The 19,238-nt window shown below is 71.9% G+C and carries 17 protein-coding genes; 3 read left to right on the plus strand and 14 right to left on the minus strand.

Annotated elements, in window-relative coordinates:
* From hisC to IEZ03_RS27335, 3 genes are all read right to left on the minus strand, one after another.
* A partial coding sequence (gene hisC, locus IEZ03_RS27325) for a histidinol-phosphate transaminase (protein ID WP_189241242.1) occupies positions 1 to 1,126 on the minus strand: 1,126 nt, incomplete at its 3' end.
* A 77-nt stretch (positions 1,127 to 1,203) separates the two neighbouring features.
* The gene (locus tag IEZ03_RS27330; protein WP_184879794.1) at positions 1,204 to 2,007 is read right to left on the minus strand and encodes an alpha/beta fold hydrolase; all 804 of its coding nucleotides are present in this window, start codon (positions 2,005 to 2,007) and stop codon (positions 1,204 to 1,206) included.
* Between the two features lie 137 nt (positions 2,008 to 2,144).
* Complete coding sequence (locus tag IEZ03_RS27335; RefSeq protein WP_184879792.1) at positions 2,145 to 3,530, minus strand: condensation domain-containing protein; 1,386 nt, start codon at positions 3,528 to 3,530, stop codon at positions 2,145 to 2,147.
* Positions 3,531 to 3,737: 207 nt separating this feature from the next.
* Between IEZ03_RS27335 and IEZ03_RS27340 the strand changes: the two genes are divergently transcribed.
* Entirely contained in the window at positions 3,738 to 4,994 is a 1,257-nt protein-coding gene (locus IEZ03_RS27340) for an acyl-CoA dehydrogenase family protein (RefSeq protein ID WP_132042972.1), read from the plus strand.
* An 86-nt stretch (positions 4,995 to 5,080) separates the two neighbouring features.
* Here IEZ03_RS27340 and IEZ03_RS27345 read toward each other — a convergent pair whose 3' ends face one another.
* The 9 genes from IEZ03_RS27345 to IEZ03_RS27385 form a co-directional block, all read right to left on the minus strand.
* Positions 5,081 to 5,812, minus strand: coding sequence for a class I SAM-dependent DNA methyltransferase (locus IEZ03_RS27345; RefSeq protein WP_184879790.1), 732 nt, complete (start codon positions 5,810 to 5,812; stop codon positions 5,081 to 5,083).
* Entirely contained in the window at positions 5,812 to 7,185 is a 1,374-nt protein-coding gene (locus IEZ03_RS27350; RefSeq protein WP_184879789.1) for a nucleotide disphospho-sugar-binding domain-containing protein, read from the minus strand. The genes IEZ03_RS27345 and IEZ03_RS27350 overlap by 1 nt, the downstream gene beginning before the upstream one ends.
* A gap of 30 nt (positions 7,186 to 7,215) precedes the next feature.
* Positions 7,216 to 8,832: a tyrosine 2,3-aminomutase gene (gene cmdF / locus IEZ03_RS27355; protein WP_184879787.1), complete on the minus strand. Its 1,617-nt coding sequence runs from the start codon at positions 8,830 to 8,832 to the stop codon at positions 7,216 to 7,218.
* A gap of 5 nt (positions 8,833 to 8,837) precedes the next feature.
* Entirely contained in the window at positions 8,838 to 10,418 is a 1,581-nt protein-coding gene (locus IEZ03_RS27360) for an amino acid adenylation domain-containing protein (RefSeq protein WP_184879784.1), read from the minus strand.
* Position 10,419: 1 nt separating this feature from the next.
* Positions 10,420 to 11,301, minus strand: coding sequence for a phytanoyl-CoA dioxygenase family protein (locus IEZ03_RS27365; protein WP_184879782.1), 882 nt, complete (start codon positions 11,299 to 11,301; stop codon positions 10,420 to 10,422).
* The gene (locus IEZ03_RS27370) at positions 11,301 to 11,564 is read right to left on the minus strand and encodes a phosphopantetheine-binding protein (RefSeq protein WP_132042960.1); all 264 of its coding nucleotides are present in this window, start codon (positions 11,562 to 11,564) and stop codon (positions 11,301 to 11,303) included. The genes IEZ03_RS27365 and IEZ03_RS27370 overlap by 1 nt, the downstream gene beginning before the upstream one ends.
* A gap of 227 nt (positions 11,565 to 11,791) precedes the next feature.
* Positions 11,792 to 12,451 (minus strand): response regulator, encoded by a 660-nt coding sequence (locus IEZ03_RS27375; protein ID WP_229808614.1) that lies wholly within the window; start codon positions 12,449 to 12,451, stop codon positions 11,792 to 11,794.
* A 242-nt stretch (positions 12,452 to 12,693) separates the two neighbouring features.
* Positions 12,694 to 13,770: a sensor histidine kinase gene (locus IEZ03_RS27380; RefSeq protein WP_184879780.1), complete on the minus strand. Its 1,077-nt coding sequence runs from the start codon at positions 13,768 to 13,770 to the stop codon at positions 12,694 to 12,696.
* A 242-nt stretch (positions 13,771 to 14,012) separates the two neighbouring features.
* The gene (locus IEZ03_RS27385) at positions 14,013 to 14,864 is read right to left on the minus strand and encodes a maleylpyruvate isomerase family mycothiol-dependent enzyme (protein ID WP_184879778.1); all 852 of its coding nucleotides are present in this window, start codon (positions 14,862 to 14,864) and stop codon (positions 14,013 to 14,015) included.
* Between the two features lie 209 nt (positions 14,865 to 15,073).
* Here IEZ03_RS27385 and IEZ03_RS27390 point away from each other — a divergent pair, with 209 nt between their 5' ends.
* Both IEZ03_RS27390 and IEZ03_RS27395 read left to right on the plus strand, forming a co-directional pair.
* Positions 15,074 to 15,649, plus strand: coding sequence for a hypothetical protein (locus IEZ03_RS27390; protein WP_184879776.1), 576 nt, complete (start codon positions 15,074 to 15,076; stop codon positions 15,647 to 15,649).
* Between the two features lie 13 nt (positions 15,650 to 15,662).
* Positions 15,663 to 16,169 (plus strand): hypothetical protein, encoded by a 507-nt coding sequence (locus tag IEZ03_RS27395; RefSeq protein WP_184879774.1) that lies wholly within the window; start codon positions 15,663 to 15,665, stop codon positions 16,167 to 16,169.
* Between the two features lie 46 nt (positions 16,170 to 16,215).
* Here the strand turns inward: IEZ03_RS27395 and IEZ03_RS27400 are convergent, their stop codons facing one another.
* The gene (locus IEZ03_RS27400) at positions 16,216 to 16,461 is read right to left on the minus strand and encodes a hypothetical protein (protein ID WP_184879772.1); all 246 of its coding nucleotides are present in this window, start codon (positions 16,459 to 16,461) and stop codon (positions 16,216 to 16,218) included.
* Positions 16,458 to 19,079 carry an MFS transporter gene (locus IEZ03_RS38205; protein ID WP_229808615.1) on the minus strand — a complete coding sequence of 874 codons (2,622 nt, stop codon included), beginning with the start codon at positions 19,077 to 19,079 and terminating at the stop codon, positions 16,458 to 16,460. Before IEZ03_RS38205 ends, IEZ03_RS27400 begins: the two co-directional genes overlap by 4 nt.
* Positions 19,080 to 19,238: the final 159 nt, after the last annotated feature.

Raw genomic sequence — 19,238 nt, forward strand, 5'->3', positions numbered from 1 at the left:
CGTAGTCCGCCGCGACCGCGATGAAGGCGTCGTTCTCCTCGGGGCACCCGATCGAGACCCGGACCCCGGTGCCCGCGAACGGCCGCAGGCACACCCCTTCGGACGCGCAGGCGTCCGCGAAGTCGGCGGTGCGCTCCCCCAGCCGCAGCCAGACGAAGTTGCCCTCGCTCCCCGGAACGTCCCAGCCCTGCTCCAGCAGCGCGCCGGCGACCCGCGCGCGCTCCTTGACCGTGGTCTCGACCCGCTCCAGCAACTCGTCCTCGGCCGCCAGCGACGCCAAGGCCGCCGCCTGCGCGACGCCGTTCACGCTGTACGGGACGGTGTGCTTGCGGACCGCCTCGGCCACCGCCGGGTGGCCGACCAGGTAGCCGACGCGCAGGCCCGCGAGCCCGTACGCCTTGGAGAAGGTCCGCACCGCCACCAGGTTGGGGTGGTCGCGCCACAGGGCCAGGCCGTCCGCGGCCTCGGGGTCGCGCACGTACTCCTGGTACGCCTCGTCCAGCACCACCAGGCAGGTGGAGGGCACCCGGTCGAGGAACGCGGTCAGCTCGGCCTGCGACACCACCGTGCCGGTGGGGTTGTTCGGGTTGCACACGAAGACCAGCCGCGTCCGCTCGGTCACCGCGTCGGCCATCGCCGCCAGGTCGTGCCGCTCCTCGCGCAGCGGCACCTGGACGTTCGCCATGCCCGCCAGGGACACCAGCAGCGGGTACGCCTCGAACGACCGCCAGGCGTACATGATCTCGGCGCCGGGCTCGGCCACGGCCTGCAGCAGCATCTGGATGACGCCCACCGCGCCGGCGCCGACGACGACGCTCTCGTCCGGTACCCGCAGGCGCCCGGCGAGCGCCTCGACGAGCGGCACGGCGTGGTTGTCGGGGTAGCGGTTGATCCCGCGCAGCCCGGCGGCCAGCGCCTTCTCGACCGACGGCAGCGGGCCGTAGGGCGATTCGTTCTGGGACAGCTTGACCAGGGCGCCGCGCGCTTCCGGCTCCGCGGCCGGGCGGTAATCCAGGAAGCGGCCGACCACCGGGCGGAATCGCGGAATCGTCGCCGTCCGCGGCGGGGTGCTCCCCGTCCGCTCCGGGTCATCGGCTGCGGCGTTGCGGCCTGATCGTTCGTCCATGAGACCAGGCTATGCATTCCCCATTCCGAGGGATTACCGCAAAATTGCCGAATTTCGGGAACCGGGCCGCGCCCCGGTCAGGACGCGGTGAGGAAGGGTACGAGGACCGGGGCGACCGCCTCCGCGTCGGCCACGTGGCCCTGGTGCGGGATGACCACGCGCTCGGTGTCGGGGATGGCTTCGGCCAGCGCGTCCGCGGCGTCGTCGAAGAACGACCCCAGGGCGGCCATGTGCGGGTCGAGCGAGCCTCCCGTGGCCACCAGCACCGGCTGCCGGATCGCGGCGAGCCGCTCCGCCGGCAGGGCGCCGTCGCCCATGGCGGCGTTGTCGTAGGCCAGCGTGTGGGCCACCGCCTCGCACTGCGGCCAGAACTCCGAGCCGCGGGCCGCCGCCACGTCGTCGTCGGACGACCCGGCGAGCCGCATGAACAGCTCGAAGGCATCGCCGCGCCGGTCCTCGCCGAGCAGCCGGTGCAGCTCCTCGGTGTACTGGCGATGCCGGTCCGGGGCGCCCTCGTGGACGTCGTAGGGCACCTCGTAGACGCCGACCCGGTCGACGGGCAGGCCCGCCAGGACCGCCTCCAGCGCCAGGGCGCCGCCGGAGGACACCCCGTACAGGTGCGCGGACCCGCCCGCCTCCTCGATCAGCGCGGCCAGGTCGTCGAACTCGCGTTCCAGGGCGTACGGCAGGGTGTCGCCGCTCTCGCCCCGGCCGCGCCGGTCGTAGTTGAAGACGGTGAGGCTCTTCGCCAGCTCCCGCGCCAGCGGCGCGTTCTCGGAGCGGTCGACGCCGCCCCCGCCGCCCACCAGGATCACCGGCGGCCCGCTGCCGAGCCGCTCGTAGGCGATCAGGGTGCCGTCCTTCGACTTCACCGAGCCCATGCGCCGTCCTCCCCATTCACGGGACGGGAGCGATCGCCTCCCGACCATTCCGTCCGATGCGACCCTATCGAAGCGATAGCGCATCGGACGGATTTCTCGCGCCTTTTCACATGATCATTAACGATCGTTCCGATCGGTCAGGCGATCTCCGCCAGCGGGGCGTCCGGCGCCGCCGAGCCCTTCTCCAGAATGCCGATGAATACCGCGACCTGAGCGCGCATCGTGTCGGCCGTCCACCGGTTGCTGTTGAACCCGAGGCTGCCGACGATCTCCTTGGAGGGCAGCACGTCCAGCGTCCACAGCGCGCCCTCGGGCACGTCGATGCCCTCGTCCTGGGAGCGCAGCCGCCGCCGCACCTCGGCGAACCGCAGGTCGCCGACCTGCTCGGTCTCGGGCGCGTGCTCGGAGCCGAGCACCTGGAAGGCGGGCACCAGCAGGTCGTCGGCGGCCAGCGGCGCCATCAGGTGCGGCACCTGCCCCATGATGTCGTGGAAGGACATCTCGTGCGTGAAGGACTCCAGGCAGCCCTTCCGGGTGCGCTCCACCACCTCGCGGAAGGTCTCGCATCCGGTGATGTCCGTACGGACCGGCAGGAAGTTGTAGAAGTTGCCGACCGTGTCGTGGAACTTCTGCTGGCTCCGTCCCGCCGTGAGCGTGAGGACGGCCAGGTCGGTCACCTCGGTGAGGCGGCTCATCAGGACGTGGTACGCCGACAGGAAGACCATGAACGGCGTGGCCCGCATCTCCCGCGCGAGGTCCAGCGAGACGGCGGCCGGCTCCTTCTCGATGAGGAAGCGGTGCCAGGCGGTCGCCTTGGGCAGCCCGGCCGAACGCGGGTGGTCGGTGCGGATCGGGACGGCCTCCGCGTCGCGGTACTTCGCGCGCCAGAACTCGCGGTTGCGCCGCATGGCGGGGCTGTCGTCGTTCGCCTCCTCCCAGGCCACGTACTCGCGGTACTGCGGCGCCTCCGGGAGGGCCGGCACGTCGTGGCCGCGGCGGGCGGCGTACAGGTGGACGAGGTCGCGCATGATCAGCTGCATGGACCAGCCGTCCGCCGCCGTGTGGTGGGCGACCAGGACCAGCACGCCGTCCAGCTCGTCGAAGCGTCCGAGGACCGCGCGCAGCTGCGGCATCTCGCGGATGCTGAAGGGCTCCGCCTCGATCTCGCAGAGCAGGTCCTCCACCTGGCGGTCGCGGTCCGCCGGGCTGCCGCCGGGCAGATCGCGGATGACCAGCCGCGGCGCACCGGCCGGCAGGAACCGCTGGTAGGGCTGCTCGATGCCGCGCACGATCTCGCAGCGCAGCGACTCGTGCCGCTCCACCACGTCCCGCAGCGCCTCCCGCAGCACGCCCAGGTCGATCTCCCCGCTGATCCGGTAGGCGTAGTTGACGCCGTACATCGGACCGAAGGGGCCCTGGTCGTCGCCGCGGTCGAACATGCAGATGAACTTCTGGTTGCAGGACAGGGGGGCGGTGGGCGCCGTGTCGGTGCCCGCGGCGCCAGGATCGACGACACTGGTCATACCGGACCTCCTATAAGAGTCGGTCCGATCTTTTCGCACCGGCAATTACCGCACATCTCCGAGAATGCGCGGCCGACGCCATATCGGCACTCTCGGAGAACCCGCGCCGGCGGCTCGGCGATAGTTTCACAAAAGGCGATCGGCCCGGTCCGCGCCCCGCCGGGCGCGCACCGGGCACCTCACCCAACCGAGACGAAGGGCGCCACGATGGCGATAGCGGCGAGTGCCACCGAGTCGGATCTTCCGTCGCCCCCCGCGGCCGACCCCACCCCGGACCAGCTCGTCGCGCGGGCCGAGGCGCTGATCCCGGCCCTGGTCGAGCAGCAGGCGCAGACCGAGAAGCGCACTTTCTACGCCCCGGAGATGCACGAGGAATTCCAGCGGGCCGGTTTCTACCGAATTCTGGTTCCGCGCCGCTACGGCGGGCTGGAAATGGGAATCGACACGTTTTTCCGGGTGTCGATGGCGCTGGCCCGCGGCTGCCCTTCGACCGGCTGGATGTTCTGCCTGGCGGCGGCCCACGCGATTCCGGTCGCGACGCTCTTCCCCGAGCCGGCGCAGCGCGAGCTCTTCGCGTCCGGCGAGTTCTTCTGCCCCGGCACGGTCGTGCCGAGCGGCACCCCGGAGCGCACCGCGGGCGGGTGGGTGGTCGACGGCACCTGGGGCTACTGCTCCGGGGCGCCCTACGCGACGCACTTCCTCGGCCACACCCTGGTGGTGCGGGAGGGCCGGGACGAGCCCGAGCCCATGCTGTTCGTGGTCCCGCGCGACCGGTGGCACCGGCTGGACGACTGGGGCGACTCCCTGGGGCTGCGCGGCAGCGGCTCGCACAGCATCACGATGGAGGGCGCGTTCATCCCCGACCACTACACCCTGCCCACCCACCACGGCATGGTGACCGTCACCGAGGGGACGCCGGGGCTCGACCTGCACCGCAATCCCATGTACGGCAGCGGGCAGCTCAGCTTCATGGTGTTCGAGAGCGCCGTCGTCGCGGTGGGCATGGCCCGGGGGGCGCTGGACGCCTACGACGAGCTGATGCGGACGCGCACCACCCTGTTCCCGCCGATCGTCGGCCGCGCCGAGAACACCGACTACCAGGGCTGGTACGGGCAGGCCGTCGCGCTCGTGGAGACCGCGGAGGCCGCCATCATGGGCGTCGTCCGGCAGTGGCAGGAGCTGGGGGCGCGCGGCCCGGAGAACTTCACCAAGGAGACCGAGTGGCGCATCGCGCTGGTCTGCCGGGAGGTGATCACGCTGTGCTGGCGCGCGGTGGAGTCGTACCTGTTCCCCACCGCGGGTTCCAGCGCGGCGCGGCAGGGCGCGCGGATCGAGCGGATCTGGCGTGACATGTCCACGATGCGCACCCACGCGGGGATCGCCATCATGCTGGCCGGCATCGGCAACCGCGAGGTGACCAGGGCCGCCTTCGGCATCGACGAGCAGGAGATCAACGCCTCCTGACCGCCACCCGCCCGCCGGCCCGCGGGCGGCACGGGGAGGGGCCCACGGCAGTCGCCGTGGGCCCCTCGCCGTCGGGCCGCCCGCTGCTAGCGGCGGGTTCCGATGAACAGGCCCGGGGCGAGCGGGCGGCCGTCCGCGAGGGTGAAGCCGCGGACGAACTCGGGCTTGAGCCCGGCGTTCTCCAGCGCGGCGGTGTACTCGTCGCGGGCGAAGGGCCGGGCGGTCAGGGTCTCGTCGAACTCGTGGAAGCCGTCCCGGTCGGCCACCACGAACCGGGCCTGCATCCGGACCTTGTCGCCGTCCTTGGCCGCCCGGGTCAGCTGCGTGACGACCCGTCCGTCCTCCTTGTGGACGCTGCCGTCGACCCATCCGTCGAGGAAGTCGCCGGAGAAGAACCACGGCTCGACCACCAGCACACCGCCCCGCACCAGGTGCGCCGCCATCCGCTCCACCGCCCGGTTCAGCTCCTCGGCCGAGTCCAGGCAGGCGACCGAGTTGCCGACGCAGATGACGGCGTCGAAGGCGAGCCGCAGGTCGAAGGTGCGCATGTCGGCGCCGTGGATCGTGCGTCCGGGCAGCCTGCGGCAGGCGACCTCCCGCATGCCCGGGGCCAGCTCGACCCCTTCCACGTGCTCGAAGTGCTCGGCGAGGACCTCGAGGTGCGCCCCGGTGCCGCAGGCGACGTCGAGCAGCGAGGACGCCCCGGGCATCCTCGCCCGGATCAGCTGGGCCAGCCGTTCCGACTCGGCCCGGAAGTCCTTGCCCCGCGCGGTGAAGACGAGGTCGTACACCTCGGCGTGCGCCTGCCCGTACTGCATCAGTTCCTCGCCTTCCCCGCGCGGTGCAGCGCGGTGAGCTCCTCCAGCCGCGGGACGATCCCGGCGGGGCTGGGCAGCGTCAGCCACTCTTCGTGCAGGGACCTCGCGCCCTCGCGGTACGAGGTCTCCTCCAGCACGGCGCCGAGCAGCTCGCGGATCTCCGAGGGCGACTGCACCTGGTGGTTCAGCCGCACCCCGGCGCCGCACTCGGTCACGTAGGCCGAGGTGGTCGACGCGTACTGGGCCTTCTCGCATTGGAACTCCCAGTCGATGCCCGCGTCGGTCGCGGTGCCGTACAACCGGGCTGGCTCGTCGGTGTCGCAGATGAGCTGCGGCACCCGCTTGGCCACCGAGGCCATGAAGGTGCCGTAGCTGCCGTGGTTGATGGTCGCCGCGCAGGACGGCAGCAGCTGGTCGAGCGGCACGTACTCGACGACGCGGACGTTGGCCGGGACCCCGTCGGGCACGTCCTCGAGCTGGTTGGCGTTCAGCGTCGCGACGACCTCGATGTCGAGATCGGCGACCGCCTCCATCAGCTTGGCGGTGCGGCCCCAGTCGCCCTTGAGGAACTCGCGTCCCGAGGAGCCGAGGGAGACCGCCACACGCGGCCGTTCCGGCGGCGTGTCCAGCCACTCCTGCCGGACGGCGGCGCCCGTGTACGGGACGAACCTGGCCGGAACGGTCGGCACCGCGGTGGGCAGCCGCAGCCCCGGCAGGTTCGGGTCCACCGTCCAGTCGCCGAAGAGCAGCTCGTCGTCGACCGCCAGGCCGTACCGCTCGGCCAGCGGCCGCATGGCCTCGGCGAGCAGGCTCGTCCGGCCGGCCGCGACGCACCGCTCGTGCGCCCAGGCGGTGGAGTCGGGGGAGATCAGGATCCGTGCGTGCGCCGCGCCCGCGACCCCCGCCGCGATCGCCCCGGCGGGGAACCACGGTTCCCAGAGCACCAGGTCCGGCTCCCAGCTCCGGGCGAACTCGACCAGGGCGCCGATGTCCGGGCGGGGTTCCGGCGGATGGTAGTCCCGGATGGTCAGCAGGGCGAAGTGGTAGAAGGCGTCCCAGGCATCCCGGTCCTTCTTGTCGCGGATGCCCAGCGCGTCCACGTAGGACTCGCTCTCCTCCCTGGTGGGGAGGAGGTCGGCGTACCCCGGATAGGCCATGTCGTGGATCGACAGCGGCGCGGGCTCGCCGCACGGCACCGCCGTGAGCCCGGCCGCGTTGACCACCCTGGCGAAGTCCGGGACGGCGACCCCGGAGGGATAGCCCGGAGGGGAGGCGACGCACACGTCATGGCCCGCGCTCTGCAGCGCCCACGCGAACGGCACCAGCGGCATGAGGTGGGCGGGCACCGGGAACACGCAGATCATCACGCGCATGAGCACTCCCCTCCGGACGGCGCGGTCCGCTCAGCGCAGCTCGACACCGCACTGCTCGATCGTCGTGAGCAGGCGTCCGGCGGCCAGTTCCGCGGCCACCAGCTCGATCTCGTCGGCCATGTAGCGGTCGCCGTCGAGCGTGGGCACCAGCGACCGCACGTGGTCGTAGGCGGCCCGCGCGGCCGGGCCGAGCAGGTCGCGGCGGCCGGACAGGTCCACCGCCTGCACCGCGGCCAGCAGCTCCACGGCCAGGATGACCTGGTTGTTGGCCAGGACGCGGCGCGCGTTGCGGGCCGCGATGAGGCCCATGCTGACCACGTCCTGGTTGTCGCCGTTGGACGGGACGCTCTGGATGCTCGCCGGGCCGATCGTCCGGTTCTCGGCCACCAGCGCCGTCGCCGGATACTGCGCGCCGGCGAACCCGCTGTTCAGCCCGGTGTCCCCGGCGACCAGGAACTCCGGCAGCCCGCCGCTCAGATACCGGTTCAGCAGCCGGTTGGTGCGGCGCTCGGACAGCACGCCCAGCTGGGTGAGCGCGATCGCGGTGTAGTCCATCACGAACGCGACCGGCTGGCCGTGGAAGTTGGCGCCGTGGAAGATCTCCTTGCCCTCGAAGAACAGCGGGTTGTCGTTGGCCGAGTTCAGCTCGATCTCCAGCGTCTCGGCCGCCCGCAGCAGCGTGTCCCGCACGCCGCCCAGCACCTGCGGGATGGCCCGCAGGCTGTACGCCTTCTGCAGGTAGACCTCCGTGCGCCGGACGCCGTTGCCGTTGCCGCCGTTCGCGGCGGCCTGCCGGCGCAGGTCCTCGTGCTCGACCATGAGCCCGCTGCCCGCCACCAGCGCGCGCAGGTTGGCCGCCGAGTCGATCTGCCCGCGGTGCGGGCGCGCCAGCTCGTGCCCCTCCGCCTGGAACGGGCTGGTGGACGCCTCCAGCGTCTCCATGATCAGCGCGGTGATGATCTCCGCCTGCCGCACCTGCTCGAAGGCCCGGCCCACCACCAGCGAGCCCACCCCGGTCATCGCCGAGGTGCCGTTGATGAGCGACAGCCCCTCCTTGAACCGCAGCTCCAGCGGCTCGATGCCGTGCTCGCGCAGCACCTCCCCGGTCGGGACGCCCTTCCCGTCGCGCAGCACGTAGCCCTCGCCGATGACGGTGGAGGCGATGTGCGACAGCGGGGCGAGGTCCCCGCTGGCGCCGAGGGAGCCGATCTCCGGGATGGCCGGGACGATGCCGCGGTTCAGGTAGAGCGCCAGGCGCTCGGCGACCTCCGGCCGCACGGCCGAGTAGCCGCGGGCGAAGGCGTTCAGCCGGGCGGTCACGATGGCGCGCGCCTCGTCCTCGGCGAACAGCGGCCCCACCCCGGCGCTGTGGCTGCGCACGAGGTTGGTCTGCAGCTCGACCTCCTTGGAGGTGTCCACGAGCATGTAGACCATCTCGCCGTAACCCGTGGTCACGCCGTACACGGGGATGTTCTGCCGGGCCACCTCCTCGAACTGCCGCCGGCACGCGGTGATCTTCTCGAGCGCGCCCGGCGCGATCTCGACCGGCGCCCGGTCCTCGGCGACGCGCCGCAGGCCGCCGATCTCCAGGGTCTCGCCGTCGAGCGGCACCGTCGCCGTGATCGTGGTCGTTTGCTGTGCAGTCACCCTGCTCACCCCACCGAGGACATGTTGAGCGTTCGGAGCCGGTGCCGGTCCACCTTGCCGCCGGCGTTCCGCGGAAGCCGGGGCACGGTCTCGAAGGACACCGGCGGCATGGCGGCGCCGAAGCGCCGCCGGAGCTGGGCCCGCCAGGTGGCCGGACGCGCGGGTTCGTGCACCGGCACGATGTACGCGACCAGGCCGGTGACCAGCCCATCGGGATCCGTCTGGGGCACCACGGCGCACTGCCGCACCGAGTCCAGCGCCTCCAGCGCCATCTCGATGTCGGTCAGTTCCAGCCGGATGCCGAGGAACTTGATCTGCTCGTCCGCGCGCCCGGCGAACTCCAGGGTGCCGTCGGGGCGCAGGCGGCCGAGGTCACCCGTCCGGTACCACCGGCCGCCGTCCCACCCGGGGTCGCCGGGCGGCGCGGGGACGGGCGGGCGGAACGGGTCGCGGTGGCCGGCGGCGGCCCCCACGTAACCGGGCGTCACGTAGGGGCTGTGCAGGACGATCTGCCCCTCCGCGCCCGGCGGGCACGGCCGGTCGTCCTGGTCCAGGACGAGCACGCGGCGGCCGGGGATGGCGCGGCCGATCGGCACGGTGCCGTCCACCGGGCCGGTGACCGGATGCCAGGTCGCCAAGATCGTTTCGGTCGGTCCGTACAGATTGGTCAGCCGGGCGGCGGGCAGCGCGGCGCGCAGCCCGCCCGCGAGTTCCCCGGGCAGGGGTTCCCCGGCCAGGAGAATGTCGGTCAGCCTTCCCAGGTTCCGGGCGCGCCCGTCGGCGAGGACCTTGAGCAGTGCCCGCGCGAAGCTGGGCACCGTCTGGAACACCGTGACGCCCTCGGCCTCGAGCCAACCGGCGAGCTTCTCGGGGTGCGCCCGGATCCGCTCCGGCACCGGGCACACCGTCGCACCCGTGGTGAGCGCGGCGAACAGCTCGCACAGGCTCGCGTCGTATCCGGGGGCGGCCCACTGCGCCACACGAGCGCCGGGCCCCAGCCCCAGATGCCCGCCCAGCCATTCGACGAACTGCGCGAGCGCCGCATGCGATTGCGGAATCCCCTTCGGCACGCCCGAGGACCCGGAGGTGTAGGCGACGTAAGCGCGCGCCTCCAGTCCGGACACCGCCCCCTTGGCGGGGCCGGCGGCGACCGGAGCCGATCCCGTCTCGTCGGATGACTCGGCCATGTCGAGGAGGCGGCCGCCCAGTTCGGCGCGGTACCAGCCGGCCAGTTCGTCCGCCGCCTCCCGGTCGCCGTCGCGGATCAGGACGCGCGGGCGCAGTTCGGCGAGCACCGTCCTGCCGCGCTCCCCCTGGTCGCCAGGCCCGAAGCAGACCACGTGGGCACCGGCCGACAGCGCGCCGAGCACGGCCGCCGCCTGGCGCGGCCCGGGGGCCAGCCGCACGGCCACGGCGCGCCCGCCCACCGCGCCCAGCTCGTCCCTGACGCGGTCCGCCCGCTCGACCAGCGCACCATAGGAGACCGACTCGCCGGCCCAGGAGACCGCTGCCGCGTCGGGGGCGCGGACCGCCCACGCGCGCACCCGCTCGTGGACCGTCCCGCTAGCGGACGGGACGCCGCCCATGTCACATGCTCCCGAGAAGCGGCGGATCGACGTCCGCGTGCTCGAGGACGGTGTAGGGGTTGCGCATCTCCACCCAGCCCAGGTCCGGCGGGCAGGAGTCGTAGCCGAGCAGCCGCCGCACCTCCTCCGGGTAGGCCATCGCCGCGATCTTCGGGACCGCGAGGTACTGGTTCTCCTCCTGGCGCAGGTTGGCCAGGTCCAGGCCGATCGTCAGCCCGGTGCGCGGCTCGGCGTCCCGGTTGGCGCCGCCGCCGTGGTAGACGCCGCCGAGGAAGACCAGGGCCGATCCCGCCGCCATCTCCGTCGGCACGCACTCCCGGTAGGAGGGCGGCCGCTCGTCGTCCCAGTGATGGCTGCCCGGGATGACGAGCGTGCCGCCGTTGAGCTCGGTGAACTCGCTCAGCGCGAGCATCACCTGGACCCTGCTCGTCGGCCCGGGGTGGCGGCGCAGGTGGAGCGCGTCGTCGCGGTGCAGCGGCTGCCTGCCCTGCCCGGGATGGATCTGGATCGCCTGCGTGACGCTGATCTGGATGTTGGGGGTGACCGTCACCCGTTCCCGCCCCATCCAGATCGGCACCGGCCGCTGCATGATCGCGCGGGCCGCGCCGAGGAAGAGCGGGTGGGTGACGACCGGGGTCAGCTCGGTGGTGCGGGCGAACAGCGAGGAGACCCGGCGGGTGCGGGTTCCGCTGGTGGCGTCGCCCCCGTAGCCGCTCTCCGCCAGCGCGTCCCCGAGGTCCTCCCAGAGAGGGCCGAGGACGGTGTCGTTGACGAAGTCCTCGATGATGACCGCGCCGTCGGCCTCCAGAACGCCGAGCACGTCGTCGAGCCCGGCGTCCGGCCCGACACGTGCGAGGCCGCGCCTGCGCGCGTCGCCGGTCATCACGCGGCGGTGTCCAGCCGCGCCACGATCGCGCTCGCGAAGGTGTCGAGGTCCGGGTCCTCGAACAGCTCGCCCACGTCGACCCAGATGTCGAGCTCCTCCTCGATCCGGGTGACGATCTGCACGGCGGTGATCGACTGGCCCTTCAGCTGAAAGAACGAGGCCGTCTCCTGGCCGGGCTGCACGTCGAGCAGCTCGTTCCAGATTTTGGCGATATGCTCCCGCACTGCCGAAGGCGCGGAGGTGACGGCTTCCTCACCCATGGAATTGCTCCTGATTCTCAGCCCGCCCCGGGCGCTCACCCGGCTTCCTCGAAGCAGCCTCGCAGCCCCCCACCAGGGAGCACATCTCCAGGATTGCGTGCTGCCGCCGCGGCCCCGCCGCGACATCGGCCATGGCGATTCCGAAGAAATGGCGGACTTCTCGGCGCCTAATTCGAGGCGCGTCGCGCGCATTCGATTGCACCGGACGCGCCGCGGCTCAATGCCGGCTAACGGTCCTCGTTCCGTTCGAGGCGCAGCCTGCGCGGCATCGGCGGGAGGTCCCGCACGGTGATCAGCGACGCGGCGACGGCCTTGTTGACCGCGTCGATCCGCGACACCGCGTCGAGCTTGCCGAAGATGTTGCGCAGATGCCGTTTGACGGTGGCCTCGGTGAGGTTCAGCCGGGAGGCGATCTGGGTGTTGCTCAGCGCCTGCGCGGTCAGCTCCAGCACCTCCAGCTCGCGCGGCGACAGCAGGTCGGCCGCCGGCTGCTGGGCCTGGGCCAGGCTCTCCTGGGAGACCGCCAGCACCACCCGGCCGTCCCCGGAGTGCGCGCTGCGCACCGCGGCCAGCAGCTCCTGGCGGCGCACGCTCTTCAGCAGGTAGCCGCTGATGTCGGCGGCGAGCAGGCTGCGCAGCAGCCGCGGCCCGTCGTACATGCTCAGGATGATGACCTTGGTGTTCGGCGACCTCTCGCGGATCCGCCGCACGGTGACGGTGACGTCCTCGCCCGGGATCTCGACGTCGAGCAGGACCACGTCCGGGCGCCGCTCGGCGATCATGGCCACCGCGCCGGCGCTGTCCCCCGCCTCACCCACGACCCGGAAGTTCTCCTCGGCGTCGAGGATCTCCCGCAGACCTTCGCGCAGCAGGGCATGGTCGTCCACAATTACGATCGTGATCGGCTTGTGCTGCCGCACCATCACGCTCGCCGAGCCGAAGATCTCATCACAGCCCCGCCCTCGTTTTCGCCAAGACGATCAGGTCCGCCGAAATGATCCCCTCGGATACGTGCCTATCCTCGTGATTACTTGCAAGTTGCGCAATACCTCCCGCGATGTCGTGGGATGCCGCACAGTGGACTCGATAGTATGTTCTTCAACCACTCTGCCGGGCAGGCGCGGACCGCTCAGGTCACCGGGTCCTCGCGGCGCTCGGGCGGGAACCGCGCGAGCAGCTCGACCTGGGTGCCCTTCCCGCGCTCGGAGAGCACGGTGAGCGACCCGTCCAGGAGGGCGGCGCGTTCGGTCATCGACGCCAGGCCGGTGCCGTCCGACCGGCCCTGCTCGGTGGGCTCGAAGCCGATGCCGTCGTCCTTGACCACGGCCCGCAGCTCGTCCGGCGAGATGTAGACGTTGATCAGGACCAGGTCCGGCTCGCCGTGCGCGAGCGCGTTCCGGATCGCCTCCCGGATGATCAGGAAGGACTCGTCGCGGACGATGTCGGGCAGCCAGGTCTCGTCGCCCGTCACGCGCAGGGTGAGCGTCCCGTCGCCCTTGGGGATCGACTCGATGTAGGCGGTCAGCGCCTTCTCCAGGCTCTGCGGGTTGTCCAGGCGGAGGTCGAGCATGAGACCGCGCAGGTTCTCCATGGCCTCCACCACCGCCTCCTGCGCCCGCTCCAGCCGGTTCGTCGCCGCGACGGGCACGCGTTCCGCCACGTCGCCGAACAGCTCCAGCTGCCGGTGCGCCACGCCCAGCCCGTTGCCGACCCGGTCGTGCAGCTCCCGGGCGATGCGGCGCCGCTCGCCGATGTGCGCCTCGTGGATCCGGGAGAGCAGGTAGCTCATGTACGCGCCGGTGGCCTCCCGGATCCCCACGGTGATGCTCCTGGTCAGCGCCAGCAGGACGACCGCGTAGGTGTCCAGCGGGCCGCTCTCCAGATGCCGCGCGGCCGAGCGCACGACGGTCTCCATGAGGATCATGGCGGCCTGCCACGACTCCCGCGCGGGCGTGGCCTTGGCCGCCCGGGCCTCGCCGATGTTCCGGGCCAGCAGCTGGGCGTTCTCGTTCACCTGGACGCGGCCCGCGCGGACGCTCCGGACGACGTCGGTGATGGCCTGGTCGGCGTGGGCCAGCGCCTGCCTGGTCGCCAGCGGGTCGTTGACGATGGAACTGCCCTCCGCGCGGAGGGCGCGCAGGTATTCGGCAAGGATCGTGGAACGCTCCGCCTCGATCCGCTCGGCAATCGAATGCCGCGCGGTCACCACGCCATCGTCCGTTCTCGCCACCACTCCACCCCTTCAGTTGCACCGCCTCCCGACCTGGTCGGCGCGCTGGCAGGGTGGAGGTGCCTCCCTGACTGCCGACCATTCTAGGTGGCCCATGAAGCTGACGTAAATCCCCGACGCCTATGACGGCGACGCTCACACAATTGTTCGCACGAATGACGACGGTGCGGATTCGGCGGTTCACGCAATGATCACCGCGGGCACCGAGGATGCCAGTGTCAGCTGGGAAGCCGCACCTTCCGCAGAAAGGCGGGCAGCAACCAGGGACGACGCCCCCACACCATGATCCGGCCGGTGAGCGCGGCGCGCGTCCTGCTCAGCCGCCCGAAGAGCACGAGGTTGAGCGCGACCGGGTCGAAATGAAGCTTCACATCGACGTTTGGTCCTGGCTTTTCAACCGTGACCAGCCCGTCCGTAAGGACCATTACGGCAGGCTCGGTATGCCGGGACCGGAACTCGACCGCGATCCGGCCCCTGCGTTCCAGCCGGTCCCAATCCAGCAGACGGCCGTACCCGTACCTGGTCACCCCCAGCAGGAACAGTTCGAAGAACAGCGCGGCGTCGGCGGCGGAGACCTCCCACCGCGCGCCGGTGGCGCGGGCGATGTCCCGCCCGTGGATCTGCATCTCGTTGACCAGGTGGGCGAGGACTCCGGCCGCCGGGACCCGGGAGCCGCCCAGCCAGTCGATCGGACGCCCCGGATCGGTGCCGTCGGTCGCCCGCAGCATCGCGGCGATGTCCGCGCGCAGCCGGTCCGCCAGCGCACGCGGATCGCGTTCGGCGAGGTCGCGCAGCCCCACCTCGTTCAGGTCCGCCACCGTGTCGACGGTGACGTCCCCCATCATGTCGTGCAGCGCGGAGATGGGCGGCGCCGGCCCGGCCGGGTCCAGCATCGCGGCGTAGGACTCCGAGATCGCGACCACGTGCGCCGCGGTGTCGGCGACCGTCCAGTCGGCGGTGGCCATCGCGTGCGGCGGCACCGCGAGCAGCAGGTCGGCGAACCGGTCACCGACCGCGCCGACGGCCCGGCGGACCGCTAGCCATCTGGCGGAGTAAACGGCCGTTTCCATGTGCACAACCCCCAGCCGACGAGTCTGTGCGCCCATGCTGTACCACGCACCCCGCTCCCGCTTCTTTACACGTGTCACACGCGGCCGGAATTAGCGCAATCTAAAAGAAAACCCGAGGTCGAGGCTCTATAACCTGCCAGTTAATTGTCCGGGCGGCACAATTCCCGTCGGGCATCCCCGGTACGCCCACCACGGTGGAGGGACGGCAGATGACCAGCAAGGTGAGCGCCGCGAGAGGCGGCTTGGCCTGGCTCAACACGCGAGGCCACAAGACCGCGGTCACGGTCTTCATGATCATCGTGGTCGCCCACTGGGCCGAGCACATCCTGCAGGCGATCCAGATCTGGGTGCTGGGCTGGTCCAAGCCCGAGGCGCGCGGCGTCCTCGGCATACCGTTCCCCTGGCTGGTCGAGTCGGAGTGGATGCACTACGGCTACGCCATCGTCATGCTGGCCGGGTTCTTCCTGCTGCTCCCCGGCTTCGTCGGCCGGTCCCGGAACTGGTGGGCGCTGGCGCTGGGCATCCAGTTCTGGCACCACATCGAGCACCTGGCGCTGCTGATCCAGGCCCTCACCGACTCCAACCTGGCCGGGAAGCCCGTGCCCACCAGCTTCATCCAGCTGCTCGTGCCCCGGGTCGAACTGCACCTGTTCTACAACGCGGTCGTCACCCTGCCGATGATCGTGGCCATGATCCTGCACCGGCGGGCGAACTCCGCCGAACGCGCGATCATGGAGTGCCTCTGCGCCGTCGAGGTGAAGCCGAAGCAGAAGGTCGGGGTATGAGGCGGGCCGGGGTATGAGGTCCACGTTCCGTCCCGCCGCCTTCGACGTGATGGTCATGCTCGTCGGCGGCCTCATCCTGGGGCTGGTGCTGACGCAGCTGCCCCAGGCGCTGCGGGCCGCCGACGCGGAGGCGGGGACGCCCGGCGTCTTCACGGCCGAGTCCCGGAGCTGCATCAGTCACCCCGGCCACACGTCCTGCAGCTGGCAGGGCCGGTTCCGGTCCGACGACGGGACGAGCCAACGCGTTGACGTCGGCCTCTACGGAGACGGCCCCGGAGTGAGTCCCGGCGATCAGGTCACGGCGCGCGACATCGGCAGGTCGGGACACGTCTACATGATGTCCGGCAGCCGCGAATGGATCATGTCGGCGCTGCTCGGCCTGCTGGCCCTGTTCCTGCTCCACCGGGGCGGCCTGTTCCGGATGTTCCGCACGGACTCCGGCCCGGTGCGGTCCAGCGAACCGCCCGGTGACTCGCAACGTGACCTCCAGGACGATCCGCAGGGCTCGACCCCGGCGTAGTCGGCGCCCGCCGGCACGGCGCCCGGCACGGCGCCGTGCGCGGCCTTCAGGCGCGTCTGTGGCCGCGGATGGCGCGGAGTATCCGCAGCGGGAACAGGCCGATCAAGGGGGCGCGGTTTCCCAGGTCGTCGCGGTCCTTGCGGTCGAAGGCGGTGGCGTAGCGCCGGGCGTCGGCGGCGGTGGGGTAGGTCTTGCTGCCGCCGGCCCCGCATTCCCGGACGCAGTCCCAGCGCATCGTCTCGGCGTCGGCGGTGAAACGGTAGTCGTGGCCGAGCAGTCGGCAGCGCATCATCGGTCGGACCCGTCGGACTCGGGGGCGGTGTGCTTGGGCGGCGGCGCGAACCGGTTGCGCGCCTGCGGCTGGGCGAGTCCCTCGTGGACGGCCTCGCGCAGCGCGGCCCGGAACCGGCCCGGCCCCCAGTATCGCGCGCCGACCAGCTCGGCCAGGTGCTGGCGGCTGGTCGGGCCGTGCTCGTTGAGGGCCTGCGCGATGGCGTTGACCTCGCGATCCATGGCGATGTCGGAGTCGGTCGTGCGGCCCATTCCCAGCATCCAGGGAGCGTAGAACGTCTCACCGGGACCCGGCAGCAGCCGCCGCCAGCCGGCGCGCCGCTCGCGCTGACGGCGCAGGACGCGCTCGCGGATGCGCTCGTCGCGCTCGCGGGCGGCGCGGCGCCGCTCCGCCGCCGCCTCCCGCTCCCGCCGCACCTGCTCGGCCGTACCGGACTCCGCGGCCAGGGACGCGGCGGCCGAGCGGTGCTGCGCGGCCTCCACCCGGTCGGCGGCGGACTCGGCCCGCATCCGGTGCACGTCGGCCTGGCGCTCGTGCCGCTCGACCCGGCCGGCGTCCCGCTCGGCCCGCGCGACATGGGCGAGCGCGAGCTCGGCGTGCATCTTCTCCCACTCGCCGAACGTCTCGGCCTGGCCGCGGGCGATCTCGGCCTCGACGCCCTCCAGCTCCGCGGCCCGCGCCGTCGCCTCCGCCGCCATCGCGCGCTGCTCGCGGGCGCGGGCCCGCTCGGCCGCGGCCTCCGCGAGCGCCGCGTGGGTCTCGGCGTCCCGCTGGTTCGCGGCGGTGAGGGACTCCACCTGCTGCCGCAGCGCACCGGCGCGCTCCTCGGCGGCGGTGGCGCGCTCCAGCGCGCTGCGGCGCTCGCCCTCGGTGCCGGCGTCCTCGGCGGCGATCCGCTCCTCGTGCGCGGCCGCCTCCTCGGTGAGCCGCTCGGCCTCCCACTCGGCGGTCTGCGCGAGGACCTCCTCGACCCGCCGCCGCTCGGCGGCGTCCTCGTCCCCCGCGTCCGCGCGCGTGGCGAACTCGTGGATGACGGCGCGGTGCTCGGCCGCGTGCGCCCGGTGCTCCTCGGCGTGGCGGCGGGCCTCCAGCGCGGCGCGGCGCTCCGGCCGCACGTCCGGCTCGGCCCCCGCCGGCTCGGCCCCCGCCGGCTCCAGCGCCGCCTCCTCCTCGGCCTCGTGCGCGGTGAGCGGCTTGGCGATGTTCTCCAGCGACGCCTGCTCGGCCTTGACGCCGAAGAACAGTTCGGCGAGGCCGCCCAGCGCCATGATCGCGGCGCCGAGGAAGAAGCCGTACGCGACGATGCTGCCCTCGCCCGTCTCGATCAGCCTGCCGAACAGGAGCGGGCCGGTGATGCCGCCCGTGGCCGTGCCGATCGCGTAGAAGAACGCGATGGCCAGCGCCCGCGTCTCCATGGGGAAGATCTCGCTGACCGTCAGATAGGCGGAGCTGGCCCCCGCCGAGGCGAAGAAGAACGTCACGCCGATCAGCGCCATGAACGTCCACGTCGTCAGCGACCCGGTCACCAGCAGGACGCCGAGCAGGATGGTCAGGGCCGACGCGGCGAAGTACGTCCCGGTGATCATCGGCACGCGGCCGACCGTGTCGAACAGCCGGCCGAGCAGCAGCGGGCCCAGGAAGTTGCCGAGCGCGAACATGGCGAAGAAGTACGGCACCGTCCCGGACGCCACGTCGAACACGCCGCTCAGGATCGTGCCGAGGTCGAACGTCACCGCGTTGTAGAGGAACGCCTGGCCGACGAACAGCGCGAACCCGAGGATCGCCCGCTTCGGGTACCGCTTGAACGCGACCTCGGCGATCTGCCGGAAGGGGATGGCCTTGCGCTGCCGCACCGTGATGCTCTCGCCGGGCTCCTCCAACTCCTGCCCGGTCTCCTCGCGGACCCGGCGCTCGATGCCGTCGACGAGCCGTTCGGCCTCCTCCTCGTGGCCGTGGATGAACATCCAGCGCGGACTCTCCGGGACGTGCCGCCGGACGAACATGATGACGAGGCCGAGCACGCCGCCCGCGCCGAACGCGAGCCGCCATCCGAGGTCGATCGGGAGAAGGTCGGTGTTGAGCAGGACCACCGCGGAGAGGGCGCCGGCCGCGGCGCCCAGCCAGTAGCTGCCGTTGATGATGATGTCCACCCGGCCGCGGGCGCGGGCGGGGATCAGCTCGTCGATCGCCGAGTTGATCGCCGCGTACTCGCCGCCGATGCCCATCCCGGTGACGAACCGGCAGATGAAGAAGTACCAGGGCGCGAACGCGAACGCGGTCGCCACCGTCGCGACGACGTAGACGACCAGCGTGAGGATGAACAGTTTCTTCCGGCCGAACCGGTCGGTGAGCTGCCCGAAGAACAAGGCGCCGAGACACGCGCCCGCAACGTAGATCGCCGCCGCGTATCCGATGTCGGCCGCGGTCATGCCGACCCCGGCGCCCTCCTCGGTGAGCCGCGCGGCGACGGACCCGACGATCGTCACCTCGAGCCCGTCGAGGATCCAGACCGTGCCGAGCCCGACGACGATCATCCAGTGGAACCGCGACCACGGAAGGCGGTCCATGCGCGCGGGAATCTGCGTGGTCAGCGTGCCGAGGCGCGCATCCTCCGCCATGACGGTCAACCCCCTAAAGCCGGTTGTCGCAGCCCCCGAAAAGTCGCCGCTATCTGGCTACCCATCCACCGGAAGTCACACCTGATCCGCGCGACCAAGGTCAACAACGCAGGTCCCGGTGCGGGCGGCCCTCTCCCGCCCGCGAGAGGATGCGGGTAC

Source organism: Actinomadura livida (genome assembly GCF_014648675.1).
GTDB lineage: Bacteria > Actinomycetota > Actinomycetes > Streptosporangiales > Streptosporangiaceae > Spirillospora > Spirillospora livida.